14 protein-coding genes are annotated in these 15,670 nt (G+C 36.4%); 7 read left to right on the forward strand and 7 right to left on the reverse strand.

What is annotated here, in order from left to right; genetic code table 11:
- The first annotated feature begins 87 nt into the window (after positions 1-87).
- The gene (locus HHU12_RS18150) at positions 88-1,392 is read left to right on the forward strand and encodes a M23 family metallopeptidase (RefSeq protein WP_169658156.1); all 1,305 of its coding nucleotides are present in this window, start codon (positions 88-90) and stop codon (positions 1,390-1,392) included.
- A complete protein-coding gene (locus HHU12_RS18155; protein ID WP_169658157.1) occupies positions 1,367-1,858 on the forward strand; it encodes a GNAT family N-acetyltransferase in 492 nt (163 codons plus the stop codon). Before HHU12_RS18150 ends, HHU12_RS18155 begins: the two co-directional genes overlap by 26 nt.
- A 61-nt stretch (positions 1,859-1,919) precedes the next feature.
- Here the strand turns inward: HHU12_RS18155 and fabV are convergent, their stop codons facing one another.
- The 3 genes from fabV to HHU12_RS18170 all read right to left on the reverse strand — a co-directional run bounded on the left by fabV (position 1,920) and on the right by HHU12_RS18170 (position 6,885).
- Complete coding sequence (gene fabV, locus HHU12_RS18160) at positions 1,920-3,107, reverse strand: enoyl-ACP reductase FabV (RefSeq protein ID WP_169658158.1); 1,188 nt, start codon at positions 3,105-3,107, stop codon at positions 1,920-1,922.
- A 179-nt stretch (positions 3,108-3,286) separates the two neighbouring features.
- Entirely contained in the window at positions 3,287-5,521 is a 2,235-nt protein-coding gene (locus HHU12_RS18165) for a helix-turn-helix domain-containing protein (RefSeq protein WP_169658159.1), read from the reverse strand.
- 275 nt (positions 5,522-5,796) lie between these two features.
- Positions 5,797-6,885, reverse strand: coding sequence for a hypothetical protein (locus tag HHU12_RS18170; RefSeq protein ID WP_169658160.1), 1,089 nt, complete (start codon positions 6,883-6,885; stop codon positions 5,797-5,799).
- Between the two features lie 407 nt (positions 6,886-7,292).
- On the opposite strand from HHU12_RS18170, the gene HHU12_RS18175 reads away from it, so the two are divergent.
- From HHU12_RS18175 to HHU12_RS18190, 4 genes are read left to right on the forward strand one after another with little or no spacing between them, the layout of a single operon-like run.
- On the forward strand, positions 7,293-7,967 hold the full coding sequence (locus HHU12_RS18175; RefSeq protein WP_169658183.1) for a heme exporter protein CcmB: 675 nt from the start codon (positions 7,293-7,295) through the stop codon (positions 7,965-7,967).
- 22 nt (positions 7,968-7,989) lie between these two features.
- A complete protein-coding gene (gene ccsA / locus HHU12_RS18180; RefSeq protein ID WP_169658161.1) occupies positions 7,990-8,655 on the forward strand; it encodes a cytochrome c biogenesis protein CcsA in 666 nt (221 codons plus the stop codon).
- Positions 8,656-8,668: 13 nt separating this feature from the next.
- Positions 8,669-8,920, forward strand: coding sequence for a CcmD family protein (locus HHU12_RS18185; protein ID WP_205959924.1), 252 nt, complete (start codon positions 8,669-8,671; stop codon positions 8,918-8,920).
- Between the two features lie 18 nt (positions 8,921-8,938).
- Positions 8,939-9,355, forward strand: coding sequence for a cytochrome c maturation protein CcmE domain-containing protein (locus HHU12_RS18190; RefSeq protein ID WP_169658162.1), 417 nt, complete (start codon positions 8,939-8,941; stop codon positions 9,353-9,355).
- Positions 9,356-9,414: 59 nt separating this feature from the next.
- Here the strand turns inward: HHU12_RS18190 and HHU12_RS18195 are convergent, their stop codons facing one another.
- Both HHU12_RS18195 and HHU12_RS18200 read right to left on the reverse strand, forming a co-directional pair.
- The gene (locus HHU12_RS18195) at positions 9,415-10,158 is read right to left on the reverse strand and encodes a cytidylate kinase-like family protein (RefSeq protein ID WP_169658163.1); all 744 of its coding nucleotides are present in this window, start codon (positions 10,156-10,158) and stop codon (positions 9,415-9,417) included.
- 105 nt (positions 10,159-10,263) lie between these two features.
- A complete protein-coding gene (locus HHU12_RS18200) occupies positions 10,264-10,932 on the reverse strand; it encodes a peroxiredoxin-like family protein (protein WP_169658164.1) in 669 nt (222 codons plus the stop codon).
- A gap of 342 nt (positions 10,933-11,274) precedes the next feature.
- On the opposite strand from HHU12_RS18200, the gene HHU12_RS18205 reads away from it, so the two are divergent.
- On the forward strand, positions 11,275-12,396 hold the full coding sequence (locus HHU12_RS18205; RefSeq protein ID WP_169658165.1) for a DUF4421 family protein: 1,122 nt from the start codon (positions 11,275-11,277) through the stop codon (positions 12,394-12,396).
- Between the two features lie 53 nt (positions 12,397-12,449).
- On the opposite strand, the gene HHU12_RS18210 is transcribed toward HHU12_RS18205, so the two are convergent.
- Positions 12,450-13,721, reverse strand: a complete 1,272-nt coding sequence (locus tag HHU12_RS18210) for a Glu/Leu/Phe/Val family dehydrogenase (RefSeq protein WP_169658166.1) — start codon at positions 13,719-13,721, stop codon at positions 12,450-12,452.
- Positions 13,722-13,861: 140 nt separating this feature from the next.
- The gene (locus HHU12_RS18215; protein WP_169658167.1) at positions 13,862-15,496 is read right to left on the reverse strand and encodes a hypothetical protein; all 1,635 of its coding nucleotides are present in this window, start codon (positions 15,494-15,496) and stop codon (positions 13,862-13,864) included.
- Between the last annotated feature and the right edge of the window lie 174 nt (positions 15,497-15,670).

Below are 15,670 nucleotides of genomic sequence, written 5' to 3' on the forward strand. Positions count from 1 at the left end.
CTAAAGATTTAATTTAATTTCGAAAATTACGGAAAATACTTTCTGCTATTTTAAAATACTAAGTACTTACAAACGTTTCAATCCTTTATGTTTAAAAGCCTATTTTCATTAAAAAACATACTTCATTTAGTCATTATCAGTGGGTTATTCTATTCCTGCGATTTCAGTTCCAAACATAAAGAACAAGTTGACGTCCCACAGGAAGATACGTTGGTCGTAGAAATTGATTCTTCTAATTACCTTTATAAGATCAATGTAGACAGTTTGATTGTAGAGCAAAATGTGGTTAAAAAAAATCAAAATTTATCGGATATCCTTTCAGAGAATAATGTAAGTTTTCCTACTATCTTTCAGTTGGCCAATAATGCGAAACCTGTATTTGATGTTCGTAAACTGAAAAGGGGTAATGATTATACTTTACTGAAAGCCAATGACTCTCTGCAAACATTAGAATATTTCATCTATCAGGAGGACCCTATTCATTATGTAGTTTTTGACCTGACAGACAGCAATAAAGTTTATACAGGCGACAAACCTATTGTATTAAATAAAAGAGAGGTATCGGCCTCTATTAATAATTCTCTGTATCAATCACTGATTGACCTTAACGAGTCACCTGTGCTCGTTAATGCACTTTCAGATGTTTTTGCATGGCAGATTGACTTCTTTCATATTCAAAAAGGTGATGCTTTTAAAGTGGTTTTATATGAAAAAATAGTTGATAATAATGTTATTGGCATTGATCATATTGAGGCAGCTTATTTCAAGCATCAAGACAGAAAATATTATGCCTTTGAGTATGATTATGAGGGGAAAAAGCAGTTTTTTGATGAAAAGGGAAATAGCTTGAAGAAAGAGTTTTTGAAGGCTCCTCTTCATTTTTCTAGAATTTCTTCTTCTTTTTCACGAAGAAGGTATCATCCGGTACAGAAAAGATATAAGGCGCACTTAGGTACTGACTATGCAGCTCCAATTGGCACACCGATTCATAGTGTAGGTGACGGTACAATTGTAGAAGCGAGGTATTCAAAATACAACGGAAATTATGTAAAAGTTAGACATAATTCTGTTTATACCACTCAGTACTTGCACATGTCTAAGATCAAAAAAGGCATCAAAAAAGGAAAACAGGTACAGCAAGGTGATGTGATTGGTTATGTTGGAAAAACGGGTTTAGCTACTGGTCCGCACCTTTGTTTCAGATTCTGGAAAAACGGAAAACAAGTAGACCCAAGAAGACAGGAAATTCCTTCGTCTGATCCCCTTCCTGATTCGTTGCTTTCTTCATATGAAGATGTAATCAAGCCGATCAAGAAGAACCTTGACAAAATGAAAATTCAACAACCAGAAAAAGAGATAGAAATTTATGATCAAACGGCTGACAGTAAATGATGCTGCACAGGCATTAGAGATTGTAAAAAGTGTGATTGTTAAAATGAAGGCAATGGGAATTGATCAATGGGATGAACACTACCCTACGATCGAGGACATACAAAAAGACATTGGCAAACAACATGCTTATGGTTTTTATTATGATTATCAACTCGCCGGCTATGTGATTTTCAATCAGGAATATGATGTGGAATACAATGAGATAGAATGGCTGAATAAAGGTGATAATTTCTTGGTGATGCACCGTCTTTCTGTACATGCTGATTTTCAAGGTAAAGGTATAGCGAGACAGCTTGTGAAATTTGGGGAAGAACTGGCGGAAGCTTATGATTTAAAATCGTTGCGGTTTGACGCCTTTACTAAAAATCCTGTTTCCAATGTGCTGTATGAGAAAATAGGTTATAAAAACCTTGGACAAGTGACCTTCCGAAAAGGATTGTTCAACTGTTATGAGAAACTGCTGTAAATAAAAAACACCCTCATCATAAAAGCTATGATGAGGGTGTTTTCTTTCAGAATGATTCAAATTATGAAATAGAAGGAATTTCTACTACTTCGTTTACATCTGCATCATAATCTACGCCTTCTACTTTGAAACCGAACAGGTTGAAGAAGTCGTCTGAGTATCCTTTAAGATCACCGATTTCTGATAAGTTTTCAGTTGTTGCGATAGCCCAAAGCTTGTCAACTTCAGCTTGAACGTCCTCACGCATTTCCCAATCGTCAATACGGATTCTACCTTTCTCATCCAATTGCATATCCTCACCATAAATACGGTCAGCATACAAACGTTGGATTTGCTCGATACAACCTTCGTGGATTCCTTTTTCTTTCATTGTTTTGTACAATAAAGAGATGTATAAAGGAATAACTGGAATAGCTGAAGAAGCTTGAGTAACCAATGCCTTATTAACAGAAACAACAGCATTACCGTTGATGTCTTTTAATTTCTCAGCAATTTTGAATGAAGTGGCTTCCAAGTCATCTTTCGCAGCACCAATAGTACCTTTTCTGTATACTGGCTCCGTTAATTTCGGTCCGATATAAGAATAAGCAAAAGTTTGGCAACCGTCTGCTAAAACACCTGCTTCTTTCATAGCGTCGATCCACATTTCCCAATCTTCACCACCCATTACTTCAACAGTATTGGCAATGTCATCTTCATTGGCAGGCTGGATTGTTACTTCAGTAACGTTGCCTGTGTGGAAATCAACTGTTTTGTTAGAGAATACATCTCCGATTGGCTTTAAAACCGATTTATGTCTTTTTCCTGTATTAGGATTCGTTCTCACTGGAGAAGCTAAACTATAGATTACTAAATCAACTTGACCTAAGTCTTCCTTGATCATATCGATAGTCTGCTGCTTGATTTCGTTTGAGAAAGCATCACCGTTGATACTTTTCGCATATAAACCTGCTTCAGTTGCTTGTTTTTCAAAAGCGGCACTGTTGTACCATCCTGGTGAAGCTGGACGACCTGCTGATGGACCTTTTTCTAAAAATACACCGATAGTTGATGCGCCTGATCCAAATGCACTAGTAATTCTAGATGCTAATCCAAAACCTGTAGATGCACCAATTACCAATACTTTTTTAGCACCGTTAATTTCTCCTTTTGACTTCACATATTCAATCTGATTGATCACATTTTGCTCACATCCTGTTGGGTGTGCTGTCAAACAGATGAAACCTCTAGTTTTAGGTTCAATAATCATTTTTGTTCTTTGTTTACTTCCGCAATTTCAACGGAATATGACTTAAAAATAAATGGTCCTATTTTTTGAACTCCCAAAGGTAAATAATTTTTGTGATTTATAATTCAGTGCTATACATATTCCTTGAAACTATAGCATTCTTTAAATAATGAATATTTGCTCACTATTCATGAAAGGTCTTAAGAATTAGCTGCTTCGATAGAAGCAATCACAAATTTAATCTCTGCATAGCTGTATCTATCGCCCAAACTTTCCTTGATCGCTTTCAAAGACATTGAATCCGCCTCTTCCAATTCTCCTTCTATGATCAATCGTTTTTTATTAGAAAGGACTTCCTTGATATTCACTTTGCCCAAAGCAATCAATTTTGCAAAATGCGTTTCTACACTGTTCAAAGACATGCCCCTCTCTGTGGCAATTTCGTCCATCGTCATACCTTGTCTGAATAAGATATACGTCTGAATATGTGTCGCTATTTTGGCCTTTTTAGTATCTGATGCTTTTGCTTTCGGCTTATCATAAGACTTTATTTCAGTAGCTTTATGAGCAATTTTGTAATCCGGCTTGCCTACATCCTCTTTTTTCAAATCTTCATTTTTCTGATAAGATATAATCAGACGTTCGGCACGTAACAGTTTCTTTGCGTGATTATAAAATAAGGAAGACAAAGCGATCAGCTCGTTTCTATACCCCATCACACCGTTCACACCATCAAGTGAGGTCAGTTTATTCTGTACATTGATGTGTTCTGCTTTCAGTTGTCCATCAAAATATTTATTGGCTTTGCTCACCCTTTCCAATAAATGAAGAATATACCCTGGCTTTTCCTCCGTGATAATAGCGTGTACTTCATGAATAAACTTGTTGCCGATTTTCACCAGTTGTTTCACTTTCTCATGAATTGCCTTAGCCCATTCTCTATGTGCCATTTTTTTAGAAGTACCTCCATCTTTATTATAAGAAGCTACATGTTCTAACAACTGTTCTGAGAGAAACTGATAATTATACGTATTATATAAAGTATGGTAGATATAATTCTTACTCTGTTGTTTTAATATCGGAGTGAGTTCTTCTACCGTCTGATTGCTCTGTGTGAATTGACTTAAATGACGATCAATATCAATCCCTCTTGCTGAAATAGAAGAAGAAAGCACCAATCCTTCCAAACTCGTCAACCTTGATAAAGCCACATAAGTCTGACCTGCCGCAAAAGCTTTTCCTACATCAATAATTGCTTTATCGAAGGTCAGCCCTTGACTTTTATGTACTGTAATGGCCCAAGCCAGACGCAGCGGGTACTGATGAAACTCTCCAATAACCTGCTCTTCCACCTCGTTGGTTTCTTTATTAAGCACATATTTTTTGTTTCCCCAAATGTATGGCTCCACATTCACCTCTTCACCATCTTCAAATTTCACATAAACCCCCTCATGCGACAAAGAAGAAACACGGCCAATTTTACCATTGAAATATCTCGATTCCCCAGAGTAATCATTTTTGATAAACATCACCTGAGCACCTCTTTTCAGTCGTAATTCTTCTTCATTGGGATATTGATTCTCAAAGAATTCTCCTTCAATTTTCGCCTTATATTTAAACTCTTTCGATTTTATTTTCTGTAACCACCCTTCATTTTTCTCATGTGCAATCTTATTATGAGTGGTAAGCTGTATATAGCCATCTTCCAGCGACTGCTCAAAGTCAGGATCGTAAAAAGAGTTGAGTACTTTCAAATCATCCGCCGTAATTTTATTTTCTCTGAGATGATTTAATACATCCACAAACAAAGGGTCAGATTGACGGTATACTTTTTCTAATGCCACATGCACTAGTGAAGTCTCTTGAAAAACTTTTGCACTGAAGAAATAAGCATTATTGTAGTATTTGTAAAGGTGTTGCCACTCATCATTCTTCACCACAGGCGGCAACTGCAACATATCTCCTATAAATAGTACTTGCACTCCACCAAAAGCTTCATTCTTTCTTTTTCTAATCAAACGAAGAATAAAATCAATCGCGTCCAGCATATCTGCCCTCAACATACTGACCTCATCTATGATCAAAAGTTCCAGATTACGAAGAATATCACGCTTCGTTTTTTTCATAGAAAGTTGTTTGAGCAATGATTTCGGTGTGTTGATATGTGCCACTGTAGTTGCCCCTTCATTAAACTGAAGGTTTTCATCAGGGATAAATGCACCAAAAGGCAGCTGGAAAAGTGAGTGTACTGTTACGCCTCCTGCATTGATCGCAGCAATACCTGTAGGGGCGGCAACCACCACATTTTTATGTGTTTCTTTTTCAATAGATCGTAAGAGAGTTGTTTTTCCAGTCCCCGCTTTTCCGGTTAAAAAAACATTGCAGTTTGTAGTGTTGATGTAGCGAGAAACAAGGTCAGCATGTACATTTTTCATGAATCGTAACTATTAATAGGATTGCGATTAAATTATAAAAGGTCAATTTCGATAATTAACTACGAAGTACCAAACTACAATGAAGGGGATTTGAGGGAAGGGAGAAGAGTTAAGAATTAAGAATGAAGGTGGTCCGTGTTCTGGTTCGTTGGGTATTATTTGTGAGGAAGAAAAAAAGTCACACACTCTTCATTGGGTTCTCGTTTCTTCATTCAAAATAAAAACCCCATCTTAGTTCTACCTAAAATGGGGTTGAAATATTTTAAAGATCATCATTACCAATCTTCATCTTCAGTGGCCGATGTATCTTGCTCATCGTCTTTCTTTTTGTCTTTATTCTTTTTACCGAAGAGTCCTTTTTTCTTTTTCGGTTCTTCTGCTTCAGCAGTCTCATCATCCACTGCCGATTCATCGTCTGATGCTGTAGAATCATCCGTCAAGTCTCCTTCCTCTTCAGCAGTCTCTTCTTTTTTCTTCTTTTTGCCAAATAAACCTTTTTTCTCCTCTACGATTTCATTTCCTAAAGAATCATATTTTGGAAGTTGTGACAACGAATCTGTTTCATATTTCGCCATCTTATTGGCATCTTTTCCATCAAGAACTCTCTTAGGAATCATATAATGCTTCGGTTTCCAAAGCTCATACCATTTACGCTCTACCAAATACATAGAATCAGGAACAAGGAAAAAGCCTGCACGCATACTATCTTCTTTCGCCACTCTTTCACCGTATTTCTTCATGTAAACATACCCGTCATAGAGCATTGGAGGAAGTGAATCATTAGTTTCTTCATTCGGTTCATCATCTTTCTGGTCAGGAAGTTCCTTTGCCACCATGGAATCATCATAGCCCGGCCCTCCTGCAAAAAGCATATTCTCTAAAGAATCTGATGCAGAAACAAGGTAAATACTATCTTCAGGAATAAAATTAATCACAGAATCTTCAGCGGTCAGTTCCAGAGGATAAGGATTATGCTGTAAACCAATAATATAATTGGGGTAATTTGAATTGGCTCTTTTCTTATCCGTCTTCAGGATTTTCTCATAAAAACGGCCTCTAGGCTCAACCATACCATTCCATCCTCTTTCTCTTGAAGCAAACAATTCTTCCTCTTTCGTTTCTACAGAATCACGGTCTAAGAAGTAACTGATATAAGATACCTTACCATGTATAGTATAAGTTGTATCTCCAATACCTACAAAATAATCATTGATTGTATCTGGAGTACTTTTTACGTAATACAAACTGCTAGTGTCATCTTTTTGATAAAATGAACTGATATATGCTGGACAAACTTTGGGCACACATCCCTCAAAAAAGAGTAAGCTAGATAAGAGTGAAATATATAAAAAAGTTTGTTTCATATAATTAGTCGCATTTTCTGCTGAAAACACGGAAAAGAGTAATTTTTAAAGTTAAAAGATGAAATAATTTCTATTAATTACTAAGTCGAAAATAAATGATAATTAATTCTTGTCTTAGTACTTACACACCAAGAAAATACATTTTCGCTACTTCACACACTGCTTCATTTCTAACGCACCACCCAAATTTAATGCTATACTACTATATTTATCATTAGGTTATGAAGGATTAGAAACAATAAGTGAGGTTTGCTGCAGTATTTAATTGGTAATAAATGTAAAATCAATCCGATTGAACACTTATAGTATAAACCTACAAACACATAAAGTGCCAAAAAAAGTAAGTTTCAATTTCAATTGGATCTATTCATGATTTTTTGGTAATTTTGCGGTGTTTAAATATTAATATGAAGTCAATATTTTCAGAAATAAATGTTCTGGTCCAAAAGGAAGTGGCATTGGAATGGAGGGAGCGTTCAAACCTCAACGGACTTTTGTTGTATACTATAAGTACAATATTCGTTTGTTATTTAAGTTTTAACCAACGCAGAGTAGAGCTGTCGCCCATCACATGGAACACGCTTTTCTGGATCATACAATTATTCACGGCTTTGAATGGTGCATCCAAAAGCTTCACTCAGGAAGCAGGAGGAAGACACTTTTATTACTACCAATTAGTAAGCCCGCAGTCCATTATCTTATCAAAAATAGTCTACAATGCACTTTTGATGTTGCTTGTTGCCTTCCTTGGTTTGGGAGTTTACAGCATAGTATTGGGCAATCCCATTCAAGATCCATGGATGTTCGCGGCTTGTGTAGGATTAGGGGCCATAGGTTTCTCTTCCTCTTTAACAATGGTGGCGGGTATCGCATCCAAAGCCCAGGGCAATAACACGCTGATGGCAATCCTTGGACTGCCAGCTATTCTGCCCATGATACTTATGTTAATCAAAGCTTCTAAAAATGCAATTGATGGATTGGCAAGGAGTCAAACCTTGGATGAAATCATGGTCATATTAGCAATTGATATTATTGTAATAACAGTTTCCTATCTCCTATTTCCTTATCTTTGGAGGAGTTAGATAATAATTAAATTAAACAGCAATGAAAGGTGCTTGGTGGAAAATTACAGCATTAGTTCTTATAGCTTACACCATTGTAGGCGGATTATTACTGGAAGTCCCTCGCTTAGACATACTAAACGAAACAATCAGAAACTTATATTTCCACGTTCCGATGTGGTTTGGAATGATCATCGTGCTTTTAGCATCCATGGTTTATTCCATTAAATACCTGAAATCTCAGGATCTGAAACACGACCTTTGGGCTGCAGAATTGGCCAACACAGGTATCCTTTTCGGTGTCTTAGGAATTGTGACTGGTATGATCTGGGCCAAATTCACTTGGGGAGCCTACTGGAGTGGAGACCCTAAACAAAACGGAGCCGCAGGTGGTTTGATGTTTTACCTTGGCTATGTGGTCTTAAGAGGTGCATTTAAAGATGAAGAGCAAAGGGCAAGAATAAGTGCGATCTCCAACATCTTTGCGTTCGCCATCTTTATCCCTCTCATTTTTGTACTGCCACGCCTTACTGATTCCCTTCACCCTGGAAATGGTGGAAATCCAGGTTTCAATGCGTATGACTTGGATAGTAAACTTCGTTTAATATTCTACCCTGCTATCATTGGCTGGACATTACTAGGCGTATGGTTCACAAGTTTGAATGTAAGAATGAGAACGGTTGAAAATCAATTATTAGAAAAAGAGTAAATTTATATATAAGATGAAAAAGATGCTTTCAATGATCGCTTTATCATTAATAACAGTGATCAGTGCAATTGCTCAAGATAAAATTCCTATCACATCAGCAGATTATGGAAACAACGGAATCGAGATGGCTGATGTAATGCGCGACAACGGTAAAATTTATGTAGTTGTAGCTGTTATTATCGCCTTATGGGCAGGAATGACTGTTTATCTTTTTATGGTAGATAAAAAGGTAAGCAAGTTGGAGAAAATGATAGAAGAACAATAAAACACATCTAAACATACTATGAAAAAGTCTCATATTTTTGGATTGGTGATCATTGCGGTGATGATCAGCATTCTGGTAGTCACTGCCGGTGATGCAAGCCAATATGTTAATTTCTCTGAAGCCTACAGCTTGGCAGCAGACGGAAACACTTCAAAAGTTCATGTCATTGGTGAACTTCAAAAAGACAACAACGGGAATGTCATTGGCATTGATTACAACCCTGCCAAAGACCCTAACTACCTTGCTTTTACTTTAGTTGACGATAAAAACGTGGCTAGAAAAGTAGTTTGCTACTCCCCTCCTGCTTCTATGCGAGATTTTGAGAAATCTGAAAAAGTAGTAGTGATCGGCAGAGCAAAAGGCGAAGGTCAAGAATTTTTAGCGAGTGAAATTTTAATGAAGTGCCCTTCTAAATACGAAGAGACACAATTATAATACAGCGCTGAAAACATAAAAAATCCCTTCTGAAATTAAATCAGAAGGGATTTTTTTGTCTATACTTTTTCCAACTGCGCCGTATTTCTCAACCTTGTCAGGTCTTTTGCTTTAGCGCTTGTAAAAGAAAGAAGGTAATCCGCTAAAGTTTCATCATCTAAGCGGGTTCTGTCGATCACAGTATCGTGAATCTCTTCATTTCCTTTTTGGATATGTTCCAAGAAGTCATTTCTCAGCTTACTATATTCAAGCATCTTCAGTTTTGCATCATTATAGCTTAAGTTATGGTTCTTCATAATTTCAGCCACTCTGAATTGATACGTACTGTTGATTTTGATTCTTAAGGCATTTTTCAGCATAGAAGCAAAGTATCCTCCACCTCTACCCAAAATCACCACATTACCTCTTTCAAAGTAAGTATGCATTACTGCTTCCAAAGCAGAGGTTAAATGCCCGTCTAATTTATTGTAATTCTTACCGAAAGAATGAATAAGCTGTTCTATAAATCCCTTTTTCTCAAAAGGAACATATTCTTGTACATCTTTATAAGAGACTTTCAATTTTTCAGAAAGGTCATGAATAACGGTAGTATCAATCAGTTTCCAAGGTTGATCATTAAGATTGAAACCTATTTTCTGATCATTTAATTTTTGTACTAATTTTTCTCCAACATCTCTTACACCAGACCCATATTCTCTAGAAATAGTCACTACCATTCCTTTTGAATAAGGATGTTTCTTCAATTTTTTCCGAAACTGTAATTCAATGTTTTTAATTAGCTGAGAATAGATATTTGCTTCCATGACAGTAGTGTTTTACAGGTTAAAGATTTATTAACTGTAATATAAACACTTACTATCAGAATTACGTTGACGCCTATCACCAAAACGAAATGATCTGCTAAATTTCTACTCTGAACTCATTGTCTCTGCGGCAGTGATTAGCAGTGACGAACTGATTCTTTTCTTAAAGTTAGGATTGATATACTCAAAGTTGATCTCGCCATTCTGACGCACAAAGAAAACTGCAGGCACCGGCAACATTCGGTGTTTTCCACCAGTTGTCATTACAATATCCATCCCCATATTGGAATACTTGCTGAACTCTTTATCATTCAATTCAAAAGCAAGTCCAAAGCTTTTTGCTGCAGTCATATCACTGTCGGACAATAATGAGTAGTTCATCATATGCTTGTCATAAGTGAGTGATAAATGCTCCGGTGTATCAGGAGAAATTGCAATAATCTGATATCCGATACTTACAAGATAATCTGAAACTTCTCCAAGACCGGAAAGCTGTCTATTACAATAAGGACACCAACCGCCTCTGTAGAAGATAAGAATTGTAGGTTTCTTGTTCATCTCTTTTTTAAGATTCACTTCATTACCTTCCACATCTCTTAAGATGATATCTTTTGGTATATATTCTCCAATCAGTAAAGGGGAAATGTCAGAAGCATTGCCAGGCACTTTCTGCGCTGACGTATTAAATGATAAAATTCCAAGAAAGAAAATTAAAACTGTCTTGAATAATAAGTTGGGATTGAGGTTTGGGAAATAAATTTGAAAATTAAGCATAATTGTTTAAGAGTCAGTGTGTTTTATATTATAAAATGAATAAAAAGTTAAATAAATTCAGCATTAAAAAGTTTAGAAATTAATACTGAAATTTAGATCTAATTATTACATCTATGCACAAACTTAATAAGTTATTATTAAATAGCACTCAAACATACAACGTAATAACATTCTAAATTAATAAAGATAATATATGGTAATTATCAACCAAATTTTGATTAATTTATAAAAAAACTCGTCTAAACACTTCTATTTTTGTTACATATCTCTAAAAAATGTAATTTTTCAGGGTTGATTTCATTATTCCATCGTATGAGAGCTCTTATAGTTCACATTTTATTTTTGCTCATTTCCCTATTCAACACTTCAACTGTTTATAGTCAAACTGTAAGCGAGAACGCTCATATCCATGGTTTTGTAAGAGATATTGATGACAAAATCACTGGCAGTATCTTTCTTTCCAATTCAAAACTGACACTCCTTTTTAATAATTATCCTCCAAAAAACTGGTGGGACAATGATGCTCTAGTTAGAAGAGACCGCCCTAAAGATGTGATATACGTTCCGAACAACAGTTACTTGATTGGTCTTGGTATCAGCTTCGGAAATCTTGGCATCAGAGCCAGTATTCAAACACCCATTTCAGAGTATGATGAAAATATCTATGGAAGATCGAGTGTATTCCGTTTGAGGGTGGATGGTTTTGTGAAGAAATGGTATTTAGATGCTGAATATTACAGGTATTCTGGTTTTACAGATACAAATGTTGCCATTTACGACAGTACGTGGAACAGCCCCCAGAAATTGATCAGAGATGATATTATCACACGCTCTATCAATCTTCATGCGGTACGTTTTTCTAATAAAAAATTCAGTTATAAAGCCATCTTCAAACAAAAGGAAATTCAGCTCAAAAGTGCTTTTACCACCTATTTTAAATTAAGGTATCGCTCTGAAAACTATAATGCGGCAGCTCCTTTTCTCCCTCCATTAGCCCGAAACCCCGAATCTGAATTTGGTACATTGAGCAGGCTTGTCATGAACGACCTCACTGTACTTGGTGGCGGCGCAGGAGCACTGGTATGGAAAGGTTTTTATTTTGGAGCTATGATTGGAGTAGGCTTAGGCGCACAGCATCAGAATTATACCTTGGCGACTAGAACAGGAAAGAGATATGCCTTATTGCCTGCATTGGACACCAAAGCATCTGCAGGGTATAATACACAGCGTATGTTTATTACTTTGTCACTCAATACTGAAATCACTTACAGTGTTCTTCCATCTATTGTAGACCAGGAATTTTTGGCCATCAGTTATTTCACCAACTTTGAAATCAATTGCGGTTACCGCTTTAATATGGGCCCTAATCTGAACAGGACCGTACAATGGACCAATCATTTTATTAAAACTACAATTGAGACGATCATCGGAAAACATAACAAAAAAAATAAGGAACAAGATTAGTCTTGTCCCCTATCCATCTATATAACCAAGTAAAATTTAAATGTCTCTAAGTTCTAAAAAGAGCCTCTCAATTTATATGTATCCGCCACTTTCGTGATAGCCACCATATAGGAAGCGATTCTCAATGATACATTGTGTTTTTCTGCTACATCAAACACTCTTTCGAAGGCCTCTTTCATAATACGGTCGCTTCTTCTGTTTACTCTGTCTCGGGTCCATTTGTAACCTAAACGGTTCTGTACCCATTCGAAATAAGAAACAGTTACACCACCGGCATTTGCCAGAATATCAGGTACCACTACCACACCTTTTTCATGCAGAACTTTATCCGCCTTAGCACCTGTTGGTCCATTAGCTCCTTCCACAATCAATTTGGCTTTAATGGCATCTGCATTCTTGATATTTATTACGTCTTCTTTCGCTGCAGGCACTAAAACATCTACCTCCAGTTCAAGTAGCTCTTCATTCGTAATTTTTTCTCCTCCTGTAAAACCACCCAACGTTTTATAGGTAGCTCTATATTCGCTCGCTTCTCTCAAATCAATACCATCCGGATTATAAAATGCTCCAGTATGATCAGAGATTGCTGTAATTTTCAATCCTTTTTGAGCCAGTAGTTTTGCTGCGTTGCTCCCTACATTTCCAAATCCTTGAATTGCGGCGGTAGCACCATTAGGGTTGATTTTCATCTTGCGTAAAGCCTCCATTGCTGAAACCATTACACCTCTACCCGTAGCTTCTACTCTACCTAAAGATCCACCCAAAACCAACGGTTTCCCTGTCACTACAGCCTGAACTGTTTTACCTTGTGCTTTTGAATATTCATCCATAATCCAGGCCATTTCCTGAGGGCCCGTACCCATATCAGGAGCAGGAATATCAATATCAGGACCAAAGATTTCATACATCTTCACAGTGTAAGCTCTTGTCAATCGCTCAAGCTCACCTTTTGACATGTTGGCCGGGTCGCATTTTATACCGCCTTTGGCTCCACCATAAGGAATATCTACAACGGCACACTTCCACGTCATCCAAGCGGCTAATGCTTTTACTTCATCAAGGTTCACATCCATATCATAACGAACGCCACCTTTTGAAGGCCCCAAAGTGTTTGAATGTATTACTCTATACCCTTCAAAGACTTTCTTATGACCATCGTCCATCACGATTGGCAATGAAACAATTACTTGTTTTGCTGGACTTTTCAAGACTTCATAAGTCTCCAAATCTAACCCAAGTTTTTCAGCAGCGATATTGAATCGCTCCATCATAGACTCAAACGGATTCTCCTTGTCAGTAATTGGTGCAGGTTCAATGTACCCCATGTTTAATGCTTTGTGTTTATATGTGTAAATATTACGTTTATTATTGCAAATACCTTAAAAAGCATTCAAATAAACAAATATTTCACCCATTTTGATGGAATAATAATCTGTAATCGTTTTATAATCAAATGAATATTTTCTTATTTAGTATATCGGCGGTTGCTGTAAGAAAGGCAAGTAAGGAAGAAATATTGCTGGGTTTCACTACGGTTGATTGTTGAAGTCACCTTCTTAGTTCCTGTATGGATAAAGTGATTTTCATACCAGTGGCTCAGTCCTCCATTCATGTATTTTTCAACATCATTAGCAGGAGAATAGTCTTTGTAAACCACCACCTCACAATCACTTTTATATTCAAGGCGATTTGAAATTTTATAGAAAAAGCTATCTCTGCTGACATGAAGGAAAGCTACTTTTTTATGATCAGCATAGGCTTGTACAGACTCTACAGGCAGGTCATTTTTCAAGCTTCTAGCGGAATAAGTATTATCCCATTGCATTTTTCCAGTTTCAGGGTCAAAACCACAAGCTATCACTCTTTTATAGCGGCATTCTAATGGGAAAGGGTTTCCACCTGTGAGTTTATCCACATTTAAAGCATAAGGAATATACTCTCCTTTTTTTACGATCTGATTTTCATAATCTTGTACAAAGCGTTTTGGAGTAGGCACATCTGCTTTTGAGAAGAACGTTTCCGTTGTATACTTCGCATCACTCGTGAAAGGATAAATGTAATCCATTTCTTCCATTACAAAAACCACCTGACCGTTCATAAACTGAAGCTCATGTTCTTGTAATATCAGATGTTGCGGTATCACTTTGTTTCTTTCTCTCTTGTTTTCAAACTTCTCTTTAATGTGATCCTGTTCTTTTTCTGTTAAGTGACTATTGATATTATTGAAAAACAGAAAATCATAGAACTTAGGTCTTAAACGATAACCATTTCTACCCACAGCCATAGTATACACACCTTGTGCACCTTCTTCATAACTCCCTATTCCGTAAGTACCTATAAGCATCAATTCTCCCCTTGAGTTATGATAAGGTCTAAAAGTCAAATAATTATAATCTCTCTGAACTTCCTCGAAATATTGCTTATCTAAAAAGCCATCTACGGTATAATCATTTATATATACACCTCTGTGTTCACTAGACATTTCTGCCTTGATAACCACGGTCAAAAGATCAACATCATGATCCCATTTCATACAAACCACACCACCTTTCAATTGATTAATGGAAGGCAGAATCGTTCTTTTTCCATTTTCGAGATCCCATCTTGACACAAAAGGTCTTGCATCTGCAGCACCACCTAGAAAACAGATATTATTCTCAATTTCAAAGTAGTCCACTGTCATCTTTTCTACATTTCTATAGAAAAAGACTTTATGCGATCCATCTTCAAGATGAATACGCAATATTTGATACACTTTCTTACTCGAACTCATCAGATAATAAGCATAGGTGTCATCAAAATCTTCAGAGATGAAATCACCGTAATGTGACAGCTGAATGGTTTTTACCCATTTTTTCTGAAAATTCGATTTGATGTAAGTGACTTCTAATTCGGAAATGATATCCTTTTTTTCTCCAGCGTACCTATTTCTGAGAACAATCAATCCTTTTTCACCCATGGGATTAATATGATAATTACCATCATATTCGTGAAGCATAGGGAATCGAATAGTGTTTTCTTCAAAAGTTTGTGAATGACAAATAATTGGGAAATTTAATGTCAAAATGAAAATTAGGAGTAGATAAAATTTTGTTTTCATGAGGTGAGATAGTTGATAAAGGGATAGTAACTAGGTTAAGATGAGATCTAGAAAATTGTATTTTTCTATCAGTAAATATTTGAAATAAAGCGTACTTTTGCTGAATCCTAATCGGCTTGATTGATAAACAAGAATGAATGATTAGAATTCCATTTCAGGACTATTGACAAACTC

The sequence above is a fragment of the Flammeovirga aprica JL-4 genome (assembly GCF_012844305.1).
GTDB classification, from domain to species: Bacteria; Bacteroidota; Bacteroidia; order Cytophagales; family Flammeovirgaceae; genus Flammeovirga; species Flammeovirga aprica.